General features: G+C 36.9%; 21 protein-coding genes. 2 read left to right on the top strand and 19 right to left on the bottom strand.

Annotated elements, in window-relative coordinates:
* Positions 1-88: 88 nt before the first annotated feature.
* The 17 genes from BDR01S_RS14555 to BDR01S_RS14480 all read right to left on the bottom strand — a co-directional run bounded on the left by BDR01S_RS14555 (position 89) and on the right by BDR01S_RS14480 (position 12,845).
* Entirely contained in the window at positions 89-598 is a 510-nt protein-coding gene (locus tag BDR01S_RS14555; protein ID WP_066257505.1) for a TlpA family protein disulfide reductase, read from the bottom strand.
* A gap of 78 nt (positions 599-676) precedes the next feature.
* On the bottom strand, positions 677-808 hold the full coding sequence (locus BDR01S_RS24920) for a CcmD family protein (RefSeq protein ID WP_082797430.1): 132 nt from the start codon (positions 806-808) through the stop codon (positions 677-679).
* 12 nt (positions 809-820) lie between these two features.
* Positions 821-1,582, bottom strand: a complete 762-nt coding sequence (locus BDR01S_RS14550; protein WP_082797429.1) for a cytochrome c biogenesis protein — start codon at positions 1,580-1,582, stop codon at positions 821-823.
* Between the two features lie 3 nt (positions 1,583-1,585).
* Positions 1,586-2,266 carry a heme exporter protein CcmB gene (locus tag BDR01S_RS14545; protein WP_066257507.1) on the bottom strand — a complete coding sequence of 227 codons (681 nt, stop codon included), beginning with the start codon at positions 2,264-2,266 and terminating at the stop codon, positions 1,586-1,588.
* Positions 2,263-2,967: an ABC transporter ATP-binding protein gene (locus BDR01S_RS14540; RefSeq protein ID WP_066257509.1), complete on the bottom strand. Its 705-nt coding sequence runs from the start codon at positions 2,965-2,967 to the stop codon at positions 2,263-2,265. Before BDR01S_RS14540 ends, BDR01S_RS14545 begins: the two co-directional genes overlap by 4 nt.
* Before the next feature lie 24 nt (positions 2,968-2,991).
* Positions 2,992-3,981, bottom strand: coding sequence for a hypothetical protein (locus BDR01S_RS14535; protein WP_066257511.1), 990 nt, complete (start codon positions 3,979-3,981; stop codon positions 2,992-2,994).
* Positions 3,978-4,352 (bottom strand): hypothetical protein, encoded by a 375-nt coding sequence (locus BDR01S_RS14530; protein ID WP_066257514.1) that lies wholly within the window; start codon positions 4,350-4,352, stop codon positions 3,978-3,980. The genes BDR01S_RS14535 and BDR01S_RS14530 overlap by 4 nt, the downstream gene beginning before the upstream one ends.
* Before the next feature lie 12 nt (positions 4,353-4,364).
* Complete coding sequence (locus tag BDR01S_RS14525) at positions 4,365-4,871, bottom strand: cytochrome c-type biogenesis protein (protein ID WP_066257515.1); 507 nt, start codon at positions 4,869-4,871, stop codon at positions 4,365-4,367.
* Position 4,872: 1 nt separating this feature from the next.
* On the bottom strand, positions 4,873-6,855 hold the full coding sequence (locus BDR01S_RS14520) for a heme lyase CcmF/NrfE family subunit (RefSeq protein ID WP_066257517.1): 1,983 nt from the start codon (positions 6,853-6,855) through the stop codon (positions 4,873-4,875).
* A gap of 25 nt (positions 6,856-6,880) precedes the next feature.
* Positions 6,881-7,333, bottom strand: a complete 453-nt coding sequence (locus BDR01S_RS14515) for a cytochrome c maturation protein CcmE (RefSeq protein WP_066257521.1) — start codon at positions 7,331-7,333, stop codon at positions 6,881-6,883.
* A 13-nt stretch (positions 7,334-7,346) separates the two neighbouring features.
* Positions 7,347-8,399 carry a hypothetical protein gene (locus tag BDR01S_RS14510; RefSeq protein ID WP_066257525.1) on the bottom strand — a complete coding sequence of 351 codons (1,053 nt, stop codon included), beginning with the start codon at positions 8,397-8,399 and terminating at the stop codon, positions 7,347-7,349.
* A gap of 320 nt (positions 8,400-8,719) precedes the next feature.
* The gene (locus tag BDR01S_RS14505) at positions 8,720-9,373 is read right to left on the bottom strand and encodes a c-type cytochrome (RefSeq protein ID WP_066257527.1); all 654 of its coding nucleotides are present in this window, start codon (positions 9,371-9,373) and stop codon (positions 8,720-8,722) included.
* Between the two features lie 10 nt (positions 9,374-9,383).
* Positions 9,384-9,833, bottom strand: a complete 450-nt coding sequence (locus BDR01S_RS14500) for a PCYCGC motif-containing (lipo)protein (protein ID WP_066257531.1) — start codon at positions 9,831-9,833, stop codon at positions 9,384-9,386.
* A 163-nt stretch (positions 9,834-9,996) separates the two neighbouring features.
* Positions 9,997-10,494, bottom strand: a complete 498-nt coding sequence (locus BDR01S_RS14495) for a DUF6803 family protein (protein ID WP_066257533.1) — start codon at positions 10,492-10,494, stop codon at positions 9,997-9,999.
* A 134-nt stretch (positions 10,495-10,628) separates the two neighbouring features.
* Positions 10,629-11,186 (bottom strand): elongation factor P, encoded by a 558-nt coding sequence (gene efp, locus BDR01S_RS14490; protein ID WP_066257534.1) that lies wholly within the window; start codon positions 11,184-11,186, stop codon positions 10,629-10,631.
* A gap of 21 nt (positions 11,187-11,207) precedes the next feature.
* The gene (locus tag BDR01S_RS14485; protein WP_066257537.1) at positions 11,208-12,269 is read right to left on the bottom strand and encodes a M24 family metallopeptidase; all 1,062 of its coding nucleotides are present in this window, start codon (positions 12,267-12,269) and stop codon (positions 11,208-11,210) included.
* A 78-nt stretch (positions 12,270-12,347) separates the two neighbouring features.
* On the bottom strand, positions 12,348-12,845 hold the full coding sequence (locus BDR01S_RS14480) for a YqhR family membrane protein (RefSeq protein WP_066257539.1): 498 nt from the start codon (positions 12,843-12,845) through the stop codon (positions 12,348-12,350).
* Positions 12,846-13,128: 283 nt separating this feature from the next.
* Between BDR01S_RS14480 and BDR01S_RS14475 the strand changes: the two genes are divergently transcribed.
* Positions 13,129-14,073, top strand: a complete 945-nt coding sequence (locus BDR01S_RS14475) for a DUF1385 domain-containing protein (protein WP_066257541.1) — start codon at positions 13,129-13,131, stop codon at positions 14,071-14,073.
* A 57-nt stretch (positions 14,074-14,130) separates the two neighbouring features.
* Entirely contained in the window at positions 14,131-14,526 is a 396-nt protein-coding gene (locus tag BDR01S_RS14470; protein WP_280513223.1) for an SA1362 family protein, read from the top strand.
* 43 nt (positions 14,527-14,569) lie between these two features.
* Here BDR01S_RS14470 and BDR01S_RS14465 read toward each other — a convergent pair whose 3' ends face one another.
* Entirely contained in the window at positions 14,570-15,454 is an 885-nt protein-coding gene (locus BDR01S_RS14465) for a patatin-like phospholipase family protein (RefSeq protein ID WP_066257546.1), read from the bottom strand.
* 161 nt (positions 15,455-15,615) lie between these two features.
* On the bottom strand, positions 15,616-16,068 hold the full coding sequence (locus BDR01S_RS14460) for a C40 family peptidase (RefSeq protein WP_066257548.1): 453 nt from the start codon (positions 16,066-16,068) through the stop codon (positions 15,616-15,618).
* Between the last annotated feature and the right edge of the window lie 22 nt (positions 16,069-16,090).

Below are 16,090 nucleotides of genomic sequence, written 5' to 3'. Positions count from 1 at the left end.
CGCCTGGAGTGGAAATCAACAAGCAAATTTATCAACACCTAAAAAAAAGGATTAAACCTGAAATCAGGTTCAATCCTTTTTTGAGAATTTATTTATCATACTTCTTTGCCCAATTATATAATTGCATTTCAGTAACAGGGCCATTAAAGTGCTCTCTAATAATTCCCTGTTTATCAATCACAAATGTTTCAGGCTGCCCTGTCACATTATACATTTTTGAAACCTTCGCATTATAATCGAACAAATAGTTCATTCCAGCTTTATTATTCTTTGTTACTTTGTTAATCTTATCCATGGTCTCGCCACGATTAATCATAAGAAAATGATATTGATCACCATATTCTTTTTGGAAAGCTTCTAATTCTGGTAACTCTTCTTTACATGGAGCGCACCAACTTGCAAAATAGTTCAAAATAACTACTTTACCCTTAAAATCAGTGAGTTTAGCTGTACTTCCGTCCAAATTTGGCATCGAAAAATTATATGCCTTATCACCAACATCTGTATGCTCGCCTTTTGTTACCATACTATAACCAAAGAAACCAAACATACCAACAATAAGAATCAATACGAGTAATTTGATGACCCGATTGTTCATCGTATTTCCTCCTGACACCAGTAAAGTACTATGCAAAAGGCCTGTTAATACTTCACAGGCCTAATTATCAATACTAGTTTATTTTTCTAGTTGTTTTAGGAATTCAATTTCCTTCTTAAGCTTGGTATGTCTTTTGCCGAGTATTACCATATATCCAAAAATAACTACCCATGCAACAGAATAGGCACCATACATAAATTCAAAACCCATGATCAATTCCTCCTAGTTTTCCAAGTCTTCTCTTAATTTTTCTTTATAACGCTCGACTTTAATTTTCATTTTTTCAAAAGATACACCTTTATGGAGAAGATAAGAATAAAGAATAGTGAATGCAGCAAGTGAAACAAACAGTGCTACTAGCATCGTACCCTCAATGCCTCCGCCTTTTTGAGAAGGACCCTCACCAAATACGATTGGATGAAACTTTGTTTGCCACCAGCGAATCGCGAAAAATACAATCGGAACATCCGCAAACCCAATAATTCCAAATACAGCAGCGAGTCTAGCTTTTTTATCCCATACACCATCCATTTGACGAATCATAATGTAGGCAATATAGATAAAAAACAGAATTAACGTAGTAATTAAACGCGGTTCCCAAACCCACCAAGTATTCCAAGATGATTTTGCCCAGATAGGGCCGGTTGTTAAGACGATGACTGTAAAGACCACACCGATTTCAGCAGAAATATAAGCATACGTATCAAATATCCTTTTCCGCTTAATTAAAAACAATATACTAAACACAAATGTTACAAAAAACGACATAAATGCCAGCCATGCAGAGCTAACATGAAAATAAAATATTTTTTGGGCTGCTCCCATCGTCACTTCTTCAGCAGCAAAGATAAAGATAAAATAAAGGGCAACCAACATGGATATAACTGTAGCACCAAACAAAATCTTAGAAATATCTAGGCTTTTTTTAACAGTCAATTGAGATCCAGGAAGCACTGCTTTCTCTCGTTCGAGATTCATACTCATCACTTAAACCTCCAGCACATAATCAATTAATAAGAAACAAACAACAAAGAAGATAATATCGTACGCTGTGACCAACTGAATCCATGCTACCGCGCTTGAAAATTTCTCCATATTCGTTAAGATAATTCTTGTTGCTTGAACTACACCAATTAGGATTGGCGTTGTAATCGGAAACAGCAATAGTGGAAGCAGCATTTCACTGCTTTTAGAATTGGCTGCCAAAGCAGCTAAGAATGTACCAATCGCGATAAATCCAAAACTGCCTAGGAAAACTACTAAAATAAAATATGGAATACTACCATAGAATTTGAAATCAAACAATAAAAACAAAAACGGGATTGAAACAAGTTCTACAATCAACATCATTGCGAAGTTGGCTATGAACTTTCCTAAATAAATGCTGGCTGCTTCCATTGGAGCTACCAATAAACCTTGCATCGTGTCATTACGCTGCTCGGAAATAAATGATCTATTAAGACCCAATATCCCTGCAAAGACGATAATTACCCAAATGACTCCCGGAATAACTGCTTTTGTTGTGTTATTAGCAGGGTCAAAAGCAAAGCTGAAAACAACAATCACAAGACCTGCGAAAATAATTTGTGTCACCATAATTTGTTTCGTTTTTAATTCAGAATATAAATCCTTTTGGGCTAGTAAGAGGGCTGTTCGAAAAATGTTCATGATACTCCCTCCACTAATTGCTCATACTTTTCAGAAACAAAACCTAAGTTGTGATTTTCAATTCTAAAATCATCGACAATTTTTCCATTTTTTACAATAATGATTCTGTCACAGATTTCTGCTGCCTGTTTAAAATCATGTGTAACCATTAGGGTAGTCGTACCTTTAGCTTTCATGGAAAGAATAACGTTGTTAAGAATCACAATTGCTCCTTGGTCTAATCCTGTGTGCGGTTCGTCCAGAAGGAGAATCTCCGGCTCATGGACAATCGCTCGTGCAATCGCAATTCTTTGAATCATTCCGCGAGAAAAATTCTTGACCGGTTCATTTAAAAAGAAAGATAATCCTACCTCTTTGACAAGTGCAATCGCTCGTTGTTCTACATTTTTAACACCATAGATATTCCCAAAGAAAATAAGATTTTCTAATGGAGTGTAATGATCGTAAAGCAAACTGGAATGGGGTAAATAACCCATTATTTTTTTTATTTCGATATGATTCTTTTTCAAATCCATACCATTAATCTTAATAACTCCTGATGTAGGCTTGATTAAGGTTGCAAGCACTTTAAGCAGCGTACTTTTTCCTGCACCATTTGGTCCTAGAATGGCAACCGTTTCTCCTTTTTTGATTGAGAGGTCTACACCACGCAGGATGAGCTTATTGTCAGCCTGCTTCGTTAGCTTTTTTATTTCTATCATTTGCTGTCTCTCCCATCCCAGCTACTACTCAACAAAATTACGTAATTTTATTTTTACTTGGACAAGATGCTGTTTATAGGCTTCAAGCTTTGCATGGTATTCAGCCTCTGATAGCTTCCCATCACCGAAGGATTCTTCCAATTCAATAATCTTATCCATGATTGCTTTTTGCTTTGTCATTAACAGTTTAAAGGCATTCTCTTCCTTATCTGCTCCCAGTCTTTCTTCTTCCAGCCTTGCTTTCCTTCTAAAATAGATATAGTAGGAGATTCCCGCAATTACTATCGCTAATAAAATAATCATAAAGACATGTGGATTAAATCGATGTAATGGCGACTGTGCCCAAATCCTAAGATGACCGGGATTATGAAAAGCAGGCGCAGTGTGTGTAACTGAACTATTACTCTCACTCGTTGTTTCAGACTTTTTTGTCTCATTCGCTGCGGGCTGTACATCTTTGTTATATTCAAGAGTAAACGCCTGGTTAGCTTTTATCCCTTCAATACTCCATCCAAAATAATTTTCGTCATCAAATTTGAAACTACCTTGACTTGTAGCCACAGCACCTTTAACTACAATGCTCCCTCTTCCTTCCGGAACGAGAATTTGCATCATTTGAACAGGATAGTCAGATTTAAAATTAATTTTTTCTCCCTTGCCCATCCTATAACTGTAAGGCAATACTTGGGTCTGATTGGCTGGAATTGGCGTCGTTGTAATGAAGCCTTTGTCAACTTCTTTAAAAGCAATTTGATTGTCTAAAAAGTTTAGATCTTTTGCTCCCTCAGGTAGAGTGACCTTTAGTACGGCTTCACTTTTTCCGTCACCTTTATATTCCTCAGCAGCGGTATTTGTGTAGTTAACCATATTCATCATATTTGTTGAGCCGTCTTCAACCGGGCTGACAACGAGATAATGCATATCAATTGAAACCTTCGAATCAGATGCTGCTAATCCGTGAAACGGGATTAACAGCATTATTCCGAGGAAGAAAACTGTGATTTTTTTGATCACTTTCCTTCCCCCTTTTTGTTCTTATAGGATTTCATTTGAGCTTCAATTTCTTTCTCTACTTCGTCCATTAGATCTTTATCAACATTTGTTTCCATTAATTGTTCTTCTTCCTTCATAATGACGGCAACTTCTGTTTCGTATTGTTTCTTTAAAATTTTATAATCAGCATTTGAGATTTTATCCATCTTGTACTCAAATTCTATTTCATTAAGAGTTGTTAATAGTGCTTCTTTCGACGCCCCGATATCCTGACCTTTTGAACTAACCTGTAAATAAGTATCCCATTTGAATAACGGTGATAATATTAGAAATAGGCAAGCCAATGCCAATATGGTAGTAAAAATCATCGAAATGATTGTGATATCTTGCATTCTGTTCACATCCTAAAGATACTTTTTGCGTTCTTCATCTATCATGGATGATAGAATTTCTCCTTCTACTTCATCCTCTGTGTTTTGGCATTCAGCAACAGGTTCATCTGTCCCCTTCTTCTTAACCCATTTACGGATGATGAAGAATACAGCAATTCCAGCTACTCCTAGTACAACAAACGGAAGGACCCAAGCAGTTAAGCTAAAACCGCTTTTCTCAGGCGAAGTTAATATCTCTTCACCATAAATATTGACATAATAGGCACGGATTTTATCCTTATCCCAGCCCTTATTCATCATACCTACTAAGTCTGCTTTGAACTCAGTAGTAAGGTTGCATGTATTGGGGTCACATTCATAATGATCCTGACCACAGCCGCAAGTGCAGGCAAATTGTTGGGCAACAGCTTTGAATTCAGGAGACTTATAGTCAAACTGTTTTGCTGCTTCGACACGAAGGAATGAGCCCTGAAAGATAAACGCTATGATGAGAAGGCCAATATAAAGTTTATTTTTCATATTAAGACACCTCTCTGCGTACTCCTGTGTATCTCGGAGTGACATTTCCATATTTTCCGTTCCAAACTGCGAAGAGGGCTCCAATAACAATCATAAAAGAACCAATCCATAACCAGTTCATCATTGGATTTACTTTTACAACAAATGTAGCTTTACCGTCATCTTCCCATGCACTTAATACGATATATAAGTCTTCCTTAAGTGAAGAAATAATGGCCACTTCGGAAGATGGCTGTTCCCAGTTACCATAAAACACCTTTTCAGGTTGATAAGTACCTAGTTTTTTACCGTTTCTAAAAACTGTAACATCGGCATAGACGATATCGTTGATGCCTTCCTTTTTCTGATCAAGTCGATCATAGTTGATACGATAATCTTTTAATTCGATTGACTGCCCTAAATCGACTGTTTTCATTGTTTCTAAATCATAATTCTGTGAGCCAATAATCCCCATCGTTATAAAAGCAATCCCAAGATGCACGATGTACCCGCCATATCTGCGACGGTTTCGAATCATTAAGCGGTACAGCGCTACTAAAGGTGTTTCTTTCGTCATCTTTCTTCTAGCTTTTACACCTCTATAAAACTCTAAGAAGTGGGTGATTAATAATAGAATGATAACTCCGTAACCTATGACTGCCCATGCCTTTTGAATACCCAACACAACCATCAAAATCATGCCAATAACGGCAAGGATAGCAGGAATCATGAAGTTCTTCTGAAGATTTTTCACGGTAGATTTTTGCCAAGCAAGCATTGGACAAACCGCCATAACAAACATCATTGATAGTAGAATTGGTGCTTCCACTTTGTTAAAGAATGGTAATCCAACCGTTACTTTAGTACCGCGAACTGCTTCAGATACTAGCGGGAAGATTGTTCCCCAAAATACAGCAAAGGCTGCTCCAACTAGTAGTAAATTGTTAACTAAGAAACTACTCTCTTTGGAAACGAAGGAATTGAATTCCCCAGCACTGCGTTTTAGCAGGTTGTAACGGCTCATTAACACATAAAGTGCTCCGATTACTGCCACACCCATAAAGATTAGGAAGTATAATCCCAGGTTTGAATTCGCAAAGGCATGGACAGAAGTCAGGACGCCGCTTCGCACTAAGAAAGTACCGAATAAGGTAAGTGCGTATGAAACAATGATTAAGCTGATATTCCAAATTTTCAACATGTTTTTCCGCTCTTGAATCATTACGGAATGTAAGAACGCAGTTGCAGTTAACCATGGCATAAAGGAGGCATTTTCAACTGGATCCCATGCCCAGTAACCACCCCAGCCAAGTTCAACATATGCCCATTGACCGCCAAAGATATTTCCAAGACTTAAAAATAACCAAGCAATTATTGTCCAACGTCTTGTCATTTTAATCCAGAAATCATCAACATTTTTTAAGATAAGTGCCGCCATTGCAAAAGCAAATGGAATGGCAAGCCCCACATATCCAAGATAAAGTGTGACAGGATGAATAATCATTCCTGGATTTTGCAGCATTGGATTTAATCCTTTTCCTTCTATTGGAATTTCATTTAATAGAATGAAAGGTTTCGCCACAAAACCTAGAATAAAGAAGAAGAAAACTGCATTTGCAAGTAAAATTGCAGAAATATACGGCACCATCGGATTGCCTTTTAACTTCCTTGAAAATGCAATCATAAATGAATAAAGCGTTAGGAAGAAGGTCCACAATAACAACGAACCTGCGTTACCAGCCCATAGTGCAGTTAGCTTATATATAACTGGCAGTTCACTACTTGTGTAGTCATGAACATATTCATATTGAAATTGAGATGTTGCTAAAAGGTAGAACAAGGAAAGCATTGCAAATGATGAGCAGACTAATAATGCTATCAATCCGCCCTTTCCGCTGTTAACGAACTTTTGATTTTTTGTGCTTATCCCCAATGTGATTATGAGGAGTGAATAAATTGCAACGGCTAAGCCTATATAAATTGTCGCGTTGGCAAATAAATACATTTCGTCACCTTCTTAAGTTAGCCTGTTATTTTTCTTGCGGTGTTTTATTTAACTTATCTTTATGTGTCGCAGGATCATACTCTTTGATATCTTTTCCTTCATATTTAGATGGACATCTTGTTTTAACTGTTTCAGCCACAAAGGTATCCTTTTCGGTTGGAGCCCCTTGGAGAATAGTTATCACACCTTCTGCAAAGTTATCTGGCTTGGTACCATGATGAATAACATGCATTAGATTACCGTCGTTATCTTTTACATCAAATTTCAATTCAATTTTGTCTGGATTCCATTTGATTGAATCTTCAATTAATAATCCCTCTACAGTAACAAAATCATCCTTATGCTGATTCTGTGTTGCGATAAGCTCTTTCAAAGTTAACTCTACACCACTTGACCCCGGCGTTGCTGCCATCAGAAGGAAAACAATAGCTCCTGCAATAATAAACCCGCCAAGCATGATAATCGTATTTTTTTTCATTCTTCTCACCTCATTAGATTAATTTTTTCATTTCTTCATCGTACATTTCTTGGTCTATCTTTCCAGTTAATAGTTTTTTCCGCAGCTCCTTCTTCTCATCAGAATTTGCTACTTTGCTGTCTTTTTTAACCGTTGAAGTTGTTTTCTTTGGTTGTTTTTTATTTTGTTTTGTGCTCTTAGCTGATGATTGAGTATTCCCTTTTAAACCTAGGAAGACAAATAGTCCGGCAATGATAATCGCTATTCCGATGATCGACGCACCACCCAGTCCGATAATTGGCTGCTTTGTAGATTTGGTGGCTGCTCCGTTTTTAACAACTTGGTCTGTTGCACTTACACCACTATGATTTTCATCATTTGGCGGCTGCTTTTTATTAATAGCTTCCATTGTTGATTCCGTGCCATCTTTTTTATATGAGAAAGAGTACTTTAAGCCTGCATCTGCCTTTACATTTTTGTATTGGTAGTAATAGAGCTCTTCTCCGTATTCATTCTTCGAATTGTTTTCTGCTTTTGGCTCAATTTTTATTTCTTTAGCATCCATTGGGGCATAGAAGATAACATCTAAAAGCCCGATGTCAGCTTTATTTTTAAGTTCATATGTAAGAGCCTTGTTGTCCTTTACGTCAATTGACTTAGTATAGTACTCAATGACAAATTCGTAGGTTTCATTATTCTTAATCGCCTTAGCTGGCTTCCAGGTTATGATCCCGTTTTCTTTATCAACATCATATGGGCGCTGAACTTCAGGCTTATTTTTTTCTGGGAATTCTGCTACCAAGAAGGCCTCAAAGCCTTTTTCCGATGCTGGTACAGGAATTTCAATCTTTCCATCATAATCTTGACCACTTTTATTGGTAATCGTTCCATATTGACCAACTAGTAAGGAAGGGGTTTCTCGCGACCAACCTTCTGGATAATCAAACTCTGGCATTACTTGAACTTGCATTTCCTTAAAAGGAAATTTTTCTGCCTGAAAGACTGTTTCAGCACTAGCCTTTGGGATGATGAAATTCGTTAAAAATGATACGATTACGAATAATGCCAACAACTTATTTTTAAGCATCTTAATCCTCCTTGACTTGAAAAACTTATATCTAGTAAGTACTATTTTTCACTATAGTCCTCTTAGAAATAAATATAATCGTTATCCGCCCCTATTTGTTGAATCACTCTTGAACATTTTGTTAAAGGATTAAAATCGTTGCGTTTTCGTCAAAAAACCACCACAGAATGTTCACAATTTAAAAATAGTCAAAAAACTTATTTTAAAATCCTTCCTTTACTGTGTTTATGGTGCTTGACATAGCTGGATTTCCACCTTTCATTAATGCACAAAAAGACCTGAACCACTTGAAAGATTCAGGCCCTCATGTTGTATTCAATTTATTTCTTCTCCAAAGATCGGATATAGGTAACAATATCAGTAATATCCTTTTCTTTGAGCTGCCGTGCACCTTCAAGCCCCTTTAACGAAGGACCCATCCGTGTTTCTTCACGACCGTAGGCTGTTTCAATCCATATTTGCTTATCAGTTGTATATTTCAGGTATTGTGGATTCGAGAGAGCGGTTCCCATTTTGTCCTTACCTGCCCCTGCATCGCCATGACAGTTTAGACAATATAAATTATATTGTGCTTTTCCATTTTCAGGATCGCCTGAAATCGTTTTTGGTGCATCCAGCTCGATTTCTTCTGACTGCCAATCTCTAATAAAAGCAACAAGATTTTTTAAATCTTTATCGGACATTCTTGGACCGTAAGCTGGCATGACTGTGCCTTCTCTTCCATATTTCACATAGTTATACAGGTCTTTATCGGAGACGGAACTTAAAAAATTCTGACTGCCTAAAGCTGTCCCTGTTTTTGAGCCTTCTCCTTTTCCTGTAGCGCCGTGACAAAATATACAATTCTTGTTATATATCTTTTCACCTGCCGCAATAGCTTCTGATTTCTTACTATCAAATATATTGCTATTACTTAAACAAATAATAATTCCAATAATAATCAAAATATAAAATCCGATTAGTATTTTCTTCATGGGTTACCCCTTACTTCGGTTCAGGTGTTGGGGTTGGTTCCCCAATATCTTCATATTTTCCAGTGATTAATTGATAAATTTTATTAGTACTTTTTCCGCTTAGATGCATTTCAACTGCATCTCTGGCAATATCAATGCAGGTGTCGCAAGATATTCCGTGTTGATCCCATTCTGTTACTGCATTATCTTCGCCAACTTGTTTGACAAAGCAATCTAAATTGCTCTTATGTCCTTCGACAACACATCCACAATAGCATGGGACAGAAGCTACAACTTCTGGATAAGTTGCTGCCATAACATACGTTTCTTGAATTTTTTCTGATGTATTTAGAACAAAATCAGGCAGTGGCGAATGTTTTTTATCAAGTTTCCAACTTTGATCACTGAGTTTCGAACTGCAGCCAGCGGCCACAATAGCAAACAAAATGCCAAGGAACAAGAGAGATGTAATTCGCTTCATTTTCTGTGCACCCCTTCCTTTTATTTTTTACTACTACTTCAGTTTAGCAAATAGAAATTAGCCAATAAGTAACTAATTCTTACTATTTAGTGAAGTTTTAAGTAAGTTATAGTGACAATAGGGCTAAAATCTCCCTGCATCAGGCTAAAATGTTGGATTTTAACTACATATTCATCATATCATGGCTAGAACTGGAACCTGTTCCAAGCGCAGGATCGATCATTCCGAAAATCATTGCAATATGGGCAACCACTAGGAAAATACTAACAAAAATCGCATGTATTTTTAACTTTTCTTCTTCTGTTTTATTTCTATAAATAAAACCTAAATCAAGCAGAGCCATGCCAAGGAATGGGATAATTCCTAGCAAATAGAAGGTTACTGCGACAACATCAATCCAGCCCTTCCACTCTCCGTTTACTGTCAGTGGGATGTAAGCAGTTTTCATTAAGAAAATGAATATTCCTGTAAAATAAAAGCCAGCAAATATGCCTGTTACTTTATTCAACTTTTTCAAAGCACCGTCTAATTTTCTTGTAAATAATATCGCTATTTCCGAAATAGCTAGGATTTCAGCACAAATTACTGGTACGGCCATAAAAATTAACAAATTCCAAGGCTGATTGTCAGCAAGTAATCCCATATAATGTGTCATGTTCATTTTTATCTTCTCCTTTATTTTTTCTACACCCTCAATATATTGAAAAAGTGTGCAGAAACTTAGGAGAAACTATGGAGATTTTGTTAAAAAAAGCCTTAATCCGACAAAATTCGGATTAAGGCTTTTGGTATTGATTATGCACGCGATACGTATGAACTATCGGTAGTATTGATGATTAACTTATCACCTTGGTTGATGAAGAACGGAACCTGAACATGAAGACCTGTTTCAAGCGTAGCTGACTTCGTTCCGCCGGAAGATGTATCCCCTTTAATTCCCGGTTCTGTTTCAGCAACCTCTAAGATTACATTGTTTGGCAATTCAACTCCAAGAGTCTCATAATTAAACATCATAATTTGAACTTCCATGTTTTCTTTCAAGAACTTTAATTCATACTCAATGCTTGAAGCAGGAAGTTCTACTTGCTCGTAAGATTCCATATCCATAAACACATGATTATCACCACTAGCATAAAGATATTGCATTTTACGGTTATCAATTTGAGCCTTCTCTACTTTTTCACCTGCACGGAAGGTTTTTTCTTGAATTGCTCCATTACGAAGGTTACGAAGCTTGGAACGAACAAAAGCTGCTCCCTTACCAGGCTTTACGTGTTGGAAATCAAGGACACGCCATAGCCCGCCATCAACTTCAATTGTTAATCCTGTTTTAAAATCATTAACAGATATCATAATAAAATCCTCCTAAAATCATTACAGTATAATTAGTTCTTTTGTAGAATGTGTGAGTGCTTCATTTAGGTCATTCGTAATCAATGTATCATCTTCAATCCGAACGCCACCAAGACCAGGGATATAAATACCTGGTTCGCATGTTACCACCATTCCAGGTTCTAAGATGATATCAGACTTCTTAGATAATCCAGGACCCTCATGTACTTCAAGGCCGATCCCATGACCAGTCGAATGACCGAAGTATTCACCATATCCTTTTTCTGTTATGTAGTCTCGCGTAATTGCATCTGCTTGCTTACCTGTTAAACCTGGTTTAATCCCAGCCATTCCACGTAATTGGGCTTCAAGTACCACATCATAAATTTCTCTAAGCTTTGCGTCAGGTTCTCCGACAGCAACTGTTCTTGTAATATCTGAAACATATCCATTGTAATAACAGCCATAGTCCATTGTTACAATGTCCCCTGTTTCAATGATCTTGTCACTTGCCACACCATGTGGAAGTGCAGAGCGATAACCCGAAGCAACAATTGTATCGAATGATGAGGAAGTAGCACCAGCTCTCCTCATAAAGAACTCTAATTCATTAGATACTTCTAGTTCGGTTTTTCCTGGACGAATAAAGTCTAAAATATGCTTAAATGCAGCATCAGCGATATCAGCTGCTACCTTTAATATCTTAATCTCTGCATCTGTCTTTATCAAGCGTAACTTTTCAATAACACCCGAAAACGGAACAAGTTCAGCTTCAACTTCTTTATCATATACTTTAAAGGAGGAGTAGGATAGAAAATCCTCTTCAAATCCGAGCTTTTGAACTCCTAGATTTTTTACTTGTATTGCTACCTCCTCAGGAATTGTTCCTGAAGTTTTAATTATTTCAAAACCTTGGCATTGTTTAGTTGCTTGTTCAATATAGCGGAAATCTGTAAGGAAAAGTGCCTTTTCAGCACTAATTAATACGGCGCCGGCAGTGCCGGTAAAGTTTGAAATATAGCGTCGATTAAATGGGCTAGTGATTAAAATCCCATCAATTCCTAGTGTTGCAAAATTAGATCTTAATTTTTCTATTTTTTCCATTGCTCTCCACTCTCCTTTTCAAATCCAATGAGGACAAAATAATTTTATCATAACCTGCCTAATCCGACTATTCGAAACTTAGGTGGCTTCCTCATTTTCTTGCTCATTAGTATTTTGATACTCATAATTTATGGAATAACCAATAAAGATTCCATATACGATATAAATACAAACAGATGTAATGAGTGTATCCCTGTTCAAATCAAAAATTGGTTTCATACCTGGAAAAAGTGGGTTTAAAACAAAGAAGACCACCAAAAACAATAAAATGCCATAACCCATACCAAACCAAAACCCAGTAAATTTTCTAAGCACAGCATAGTAAATAAATGCTGCAACTACTGAACATATTCCAATTAATATGATGGAAATGAGTGTACCCAGCCATCCGTACTTCCAATTCCCTAGTGCCCATGGTTCTAGGATGACATTTGGACGAATTTCTGTAAAACTTAAGTAGGAAGCCAAGCAGCCAATCAATCCCCAAAACAATCCTCCAAAAAATCCTGTCCAAAATACCATTACTGGAAAAGACATAGGTACAGGATAATTTCCCGGATTATGCTCTTTCATCATAGCAACAACCTCCATCTATATTCTGTAATTCGGAAAGGAACTTTAATGCTATATATTCTTGTTATTCTGCCCCATAGTTAGCAATATTTATGGCCAAAATAAAATCCATTTTTTATTATGCCCTCTTGATTTCAATCCCTTACGTGGTAAAAAAAACTTTTTAATTGGAAATATTATGTCATTCCTAGAGGTTTTTTCGTTTTTCTAGTAGAATAGAATTAAGTACATACAGATTTTTCTTTTCAACTGGTGTGCAACTATAGATTAGGTTGGTGTAAAGTATATGTCCAATTCTCAAAAACCCGTTTATGGCGGCCAGGCGGTTGTCGAAGGAGTTATGTTTGGCGGAAAGCATCATTATGTTACCGCGGTACGCAGAAAGGATCAATCTGTTGAATATTTTCATTTGCCTCGGAAGGCAAATCCTTATTTTACAATTCTAAAAAAAATCCCTTTTCTTCGGGGGATTATCGCTATTATTGAGTCGAGTGCAAATGGATCAAAACATTTAAACTTCTCAACGGAGAGATTTGATATCGATCCAAAAGAAGATGAAATCATAAAAGAAAAAGAAGTCTCTAAATTGACCATGTATCTTGGTGTGGCAGCAATTGGTGTTATTTCATTTTTATTTGGAAAATTTGCTTTTACGCTGATTCCTGTGTTCCTTGCAGTTCTGACAAAACCAATTTTTCCTTCTGATTTCGCGCAAGTGTTAGTGGAAGGCTTTTTTAAACTTATCTTATTAATAACCTATATTTATTTTGTCTCACTTACTCCATTGATAAAAAGAGTGTTTCAATATCACGGAGCTGAACATAAAGTAATTAATACTTTTGAAGCTGGAGTCGAGTTAACAGTTGAAAATGTGCAGGCTCATTCCCGTCTTCATTACCGCTGTGGAAGTAGTTTCATCCTTTTTACAGTCGTTGTTGGTGTTTTTGTTTATATGCTGGTTCCCACATCCCCACTTTGGTTACGGATTGTTGACCGGCTTCTCCTTATACCTGTTGTGCTGGGAATAGCGTTTGAAGTTTTGCAGGTAACAAACAAACTAAGAGATGTTCCAGTGTTGAAGTATTTAGGTCTTCCGGGGCTTTGGCTTCAACTATTAACAACAAAGGAACCACAAAATGATCAAGTAGAAGTGGCAATCCTTTCTTTTAACGAATTATTAAGAAGAGAGAAAGAATCTGAGTACTCTGTTAAAAGTGAAGAAATTGTCTAAATTTTTGTATTAAAGTGTTTAAAAGATTTAAAAAATGCTTAAGATGCTCTTAGGGAGGTGGCTTTCTTGAAAAATCGGACATTTGTTAATGTTGTTGTTGGGGGACTTATCATTCTTGCTTTACTTGGCCTTGTTGGTACATTTACAGCTAATCCTGCCGGTTTCATTCAGAGAATAGCTGTCATCGCATTGATTGTTTTAGCTGTTTATCTCGTAGTGAGAAAGTTTTCCAAATCAAGCCCTCAGAAAAAAGAGCAGCGTGCATTTCTTAAGGCCGCCAAAAAATCAAAAAAACGATTACAGCAAAAGGGTGGAGAATCAACTGTAAAGACCTCCACTCTTGGGACTCTTGCATCATTAAAGAAAAGCAACAAGACAAAAAAGAAATCTCCTGCTCACTTAACCGTTATCGACGGCAAAAAGGGTAAAAAGAAAAATCGAGCGTCTTTATAGGCGCTCGATTTTTTCATGTAAACTTTTATATGTGGCTAACGGATTAATATCCCCATGTTTTCAAAAATTGTTTTGCTTTCTCTTTTCCTCTATCGTATAGTTCTCGTTTGCTTTCCTCAGTTAAATGAAATTCCATGGATAAAACACCCTCGGTAGGGATAAAAATGATATTCTTCACGTGTTTTTTGGAAATATATCGAGAATCGTGGGCATCCTTCATCGTTTCGAAAAGAGCTCCAAATAGTTGAATGGCGTTTTTTATTTTATGTTTTTCATGCTCATATTCACTCGAAGTTAATTTAATACCCAGAACAGGTCTTATTTTTTGTACATTTTCTTTGTCAAAAAGCCACATAGGAAAATTGCTTAGTACTCCACCATCCACTAAAACATTTATGCCGTCCATCGAACGCATTTTCACTGGTTCAAAGAAATAAGGGATACTGCAGCTGATTCTAATTGCTTTGGCAATTGGGAAGGAATCAGGTGAAATCCCATACTTTTGTAAGTCATCAGGAAAAACGATCATTTGCCCATTCGAAAGGTCTGATCCTATAACTCGCAGTGATTGTGGAGGCAAATCTGCGAAGGTTCTTAATCCTTTGGCCTCAAGTTTCTCACAAATCCATTTTTCTAGCTCATTGCCTTTATAAAGTCCCAGCTTCCAATAGACAAACAGCCATTTTGCAAATGGGAAAGGAATAAGTGTTTTGCGGGCATCCAGGAGTTTTGAAAGATCTAACTCGTCAAGCAGCTGGTAAATTTCTTTACTTGTGTAGCCGGCAGCAATTAAGGCAGCAACAATTGATCCTGCACTCGTACCTGCCACCCTTGCAAACCGTAACCCTTTGTTTTCTATTTCTTCGTAGGCTCCAATCAACGCAAACCCTTTTATTCCTCCTCCAGAAAAAACGCCGTCTATATACATATCAGCCACTCCCAAAGATGAACTCATTTTTACATCTTTAATCAGTTTCTATCATAAATAGTACGGTGGACAAGAAGAAAATTTATTAAGCAGGTAAAAAGGACATCGTTTTACGCGATGTCCTTTCTCGTTTACTTGTATTGAAACCGCTTAACTTATAATTAAAAACGTTTGGCACCAATGAATCTTGGTTTCCAATAACTGTTGCTTGTAGAAGCAATTGAAACACCTTTTGAAGATGAAGACTGAATCATTTTTCCGCCACCTATGTATATTGCAACATGACTAGGTCTGCTTGCTTTATTTTGTGCAAAGAACATTAAGTCTCCAGTTCTCAATGAGTTAACACGGTATCCTTTGTTGTAGAACATTTCAGCTGCCGTCCGTGGCAATACTTTGCCAGCCTTGCCGAAAGAATATTTCACTAAACCAGAGCAATCAAATCCTCTTGGTGTTAATCCACCCCATTGATATGGTACGCCGAGATTTGCTTTTGCTACTGAGATTGCTTTTGTATGGTAATAGGCCGCTTCCGCTTTATCACCCATAGTGGTAAACAATGAACTTAGAATAATTGTCATAGCCATCATGGCTGTCATGATTTTTTTCAACATCTTGTTTAATCCCCCTGTGTGC

It is taken from the genome of Neobacillus drentensis NBRC 102427 (assembly GCF_001591445.1).
Lineage (GTDB): Bacteria > Bacillota > Bacilli > Bacillales > Cytobacillaceae > Neobacillus > Neobacillus drentensis.
The sequence above is the reverse complement of the archived record's forward strand: the minus strand, read 5'-3'. Positions and strand labels throughout refer to the sequence as shown.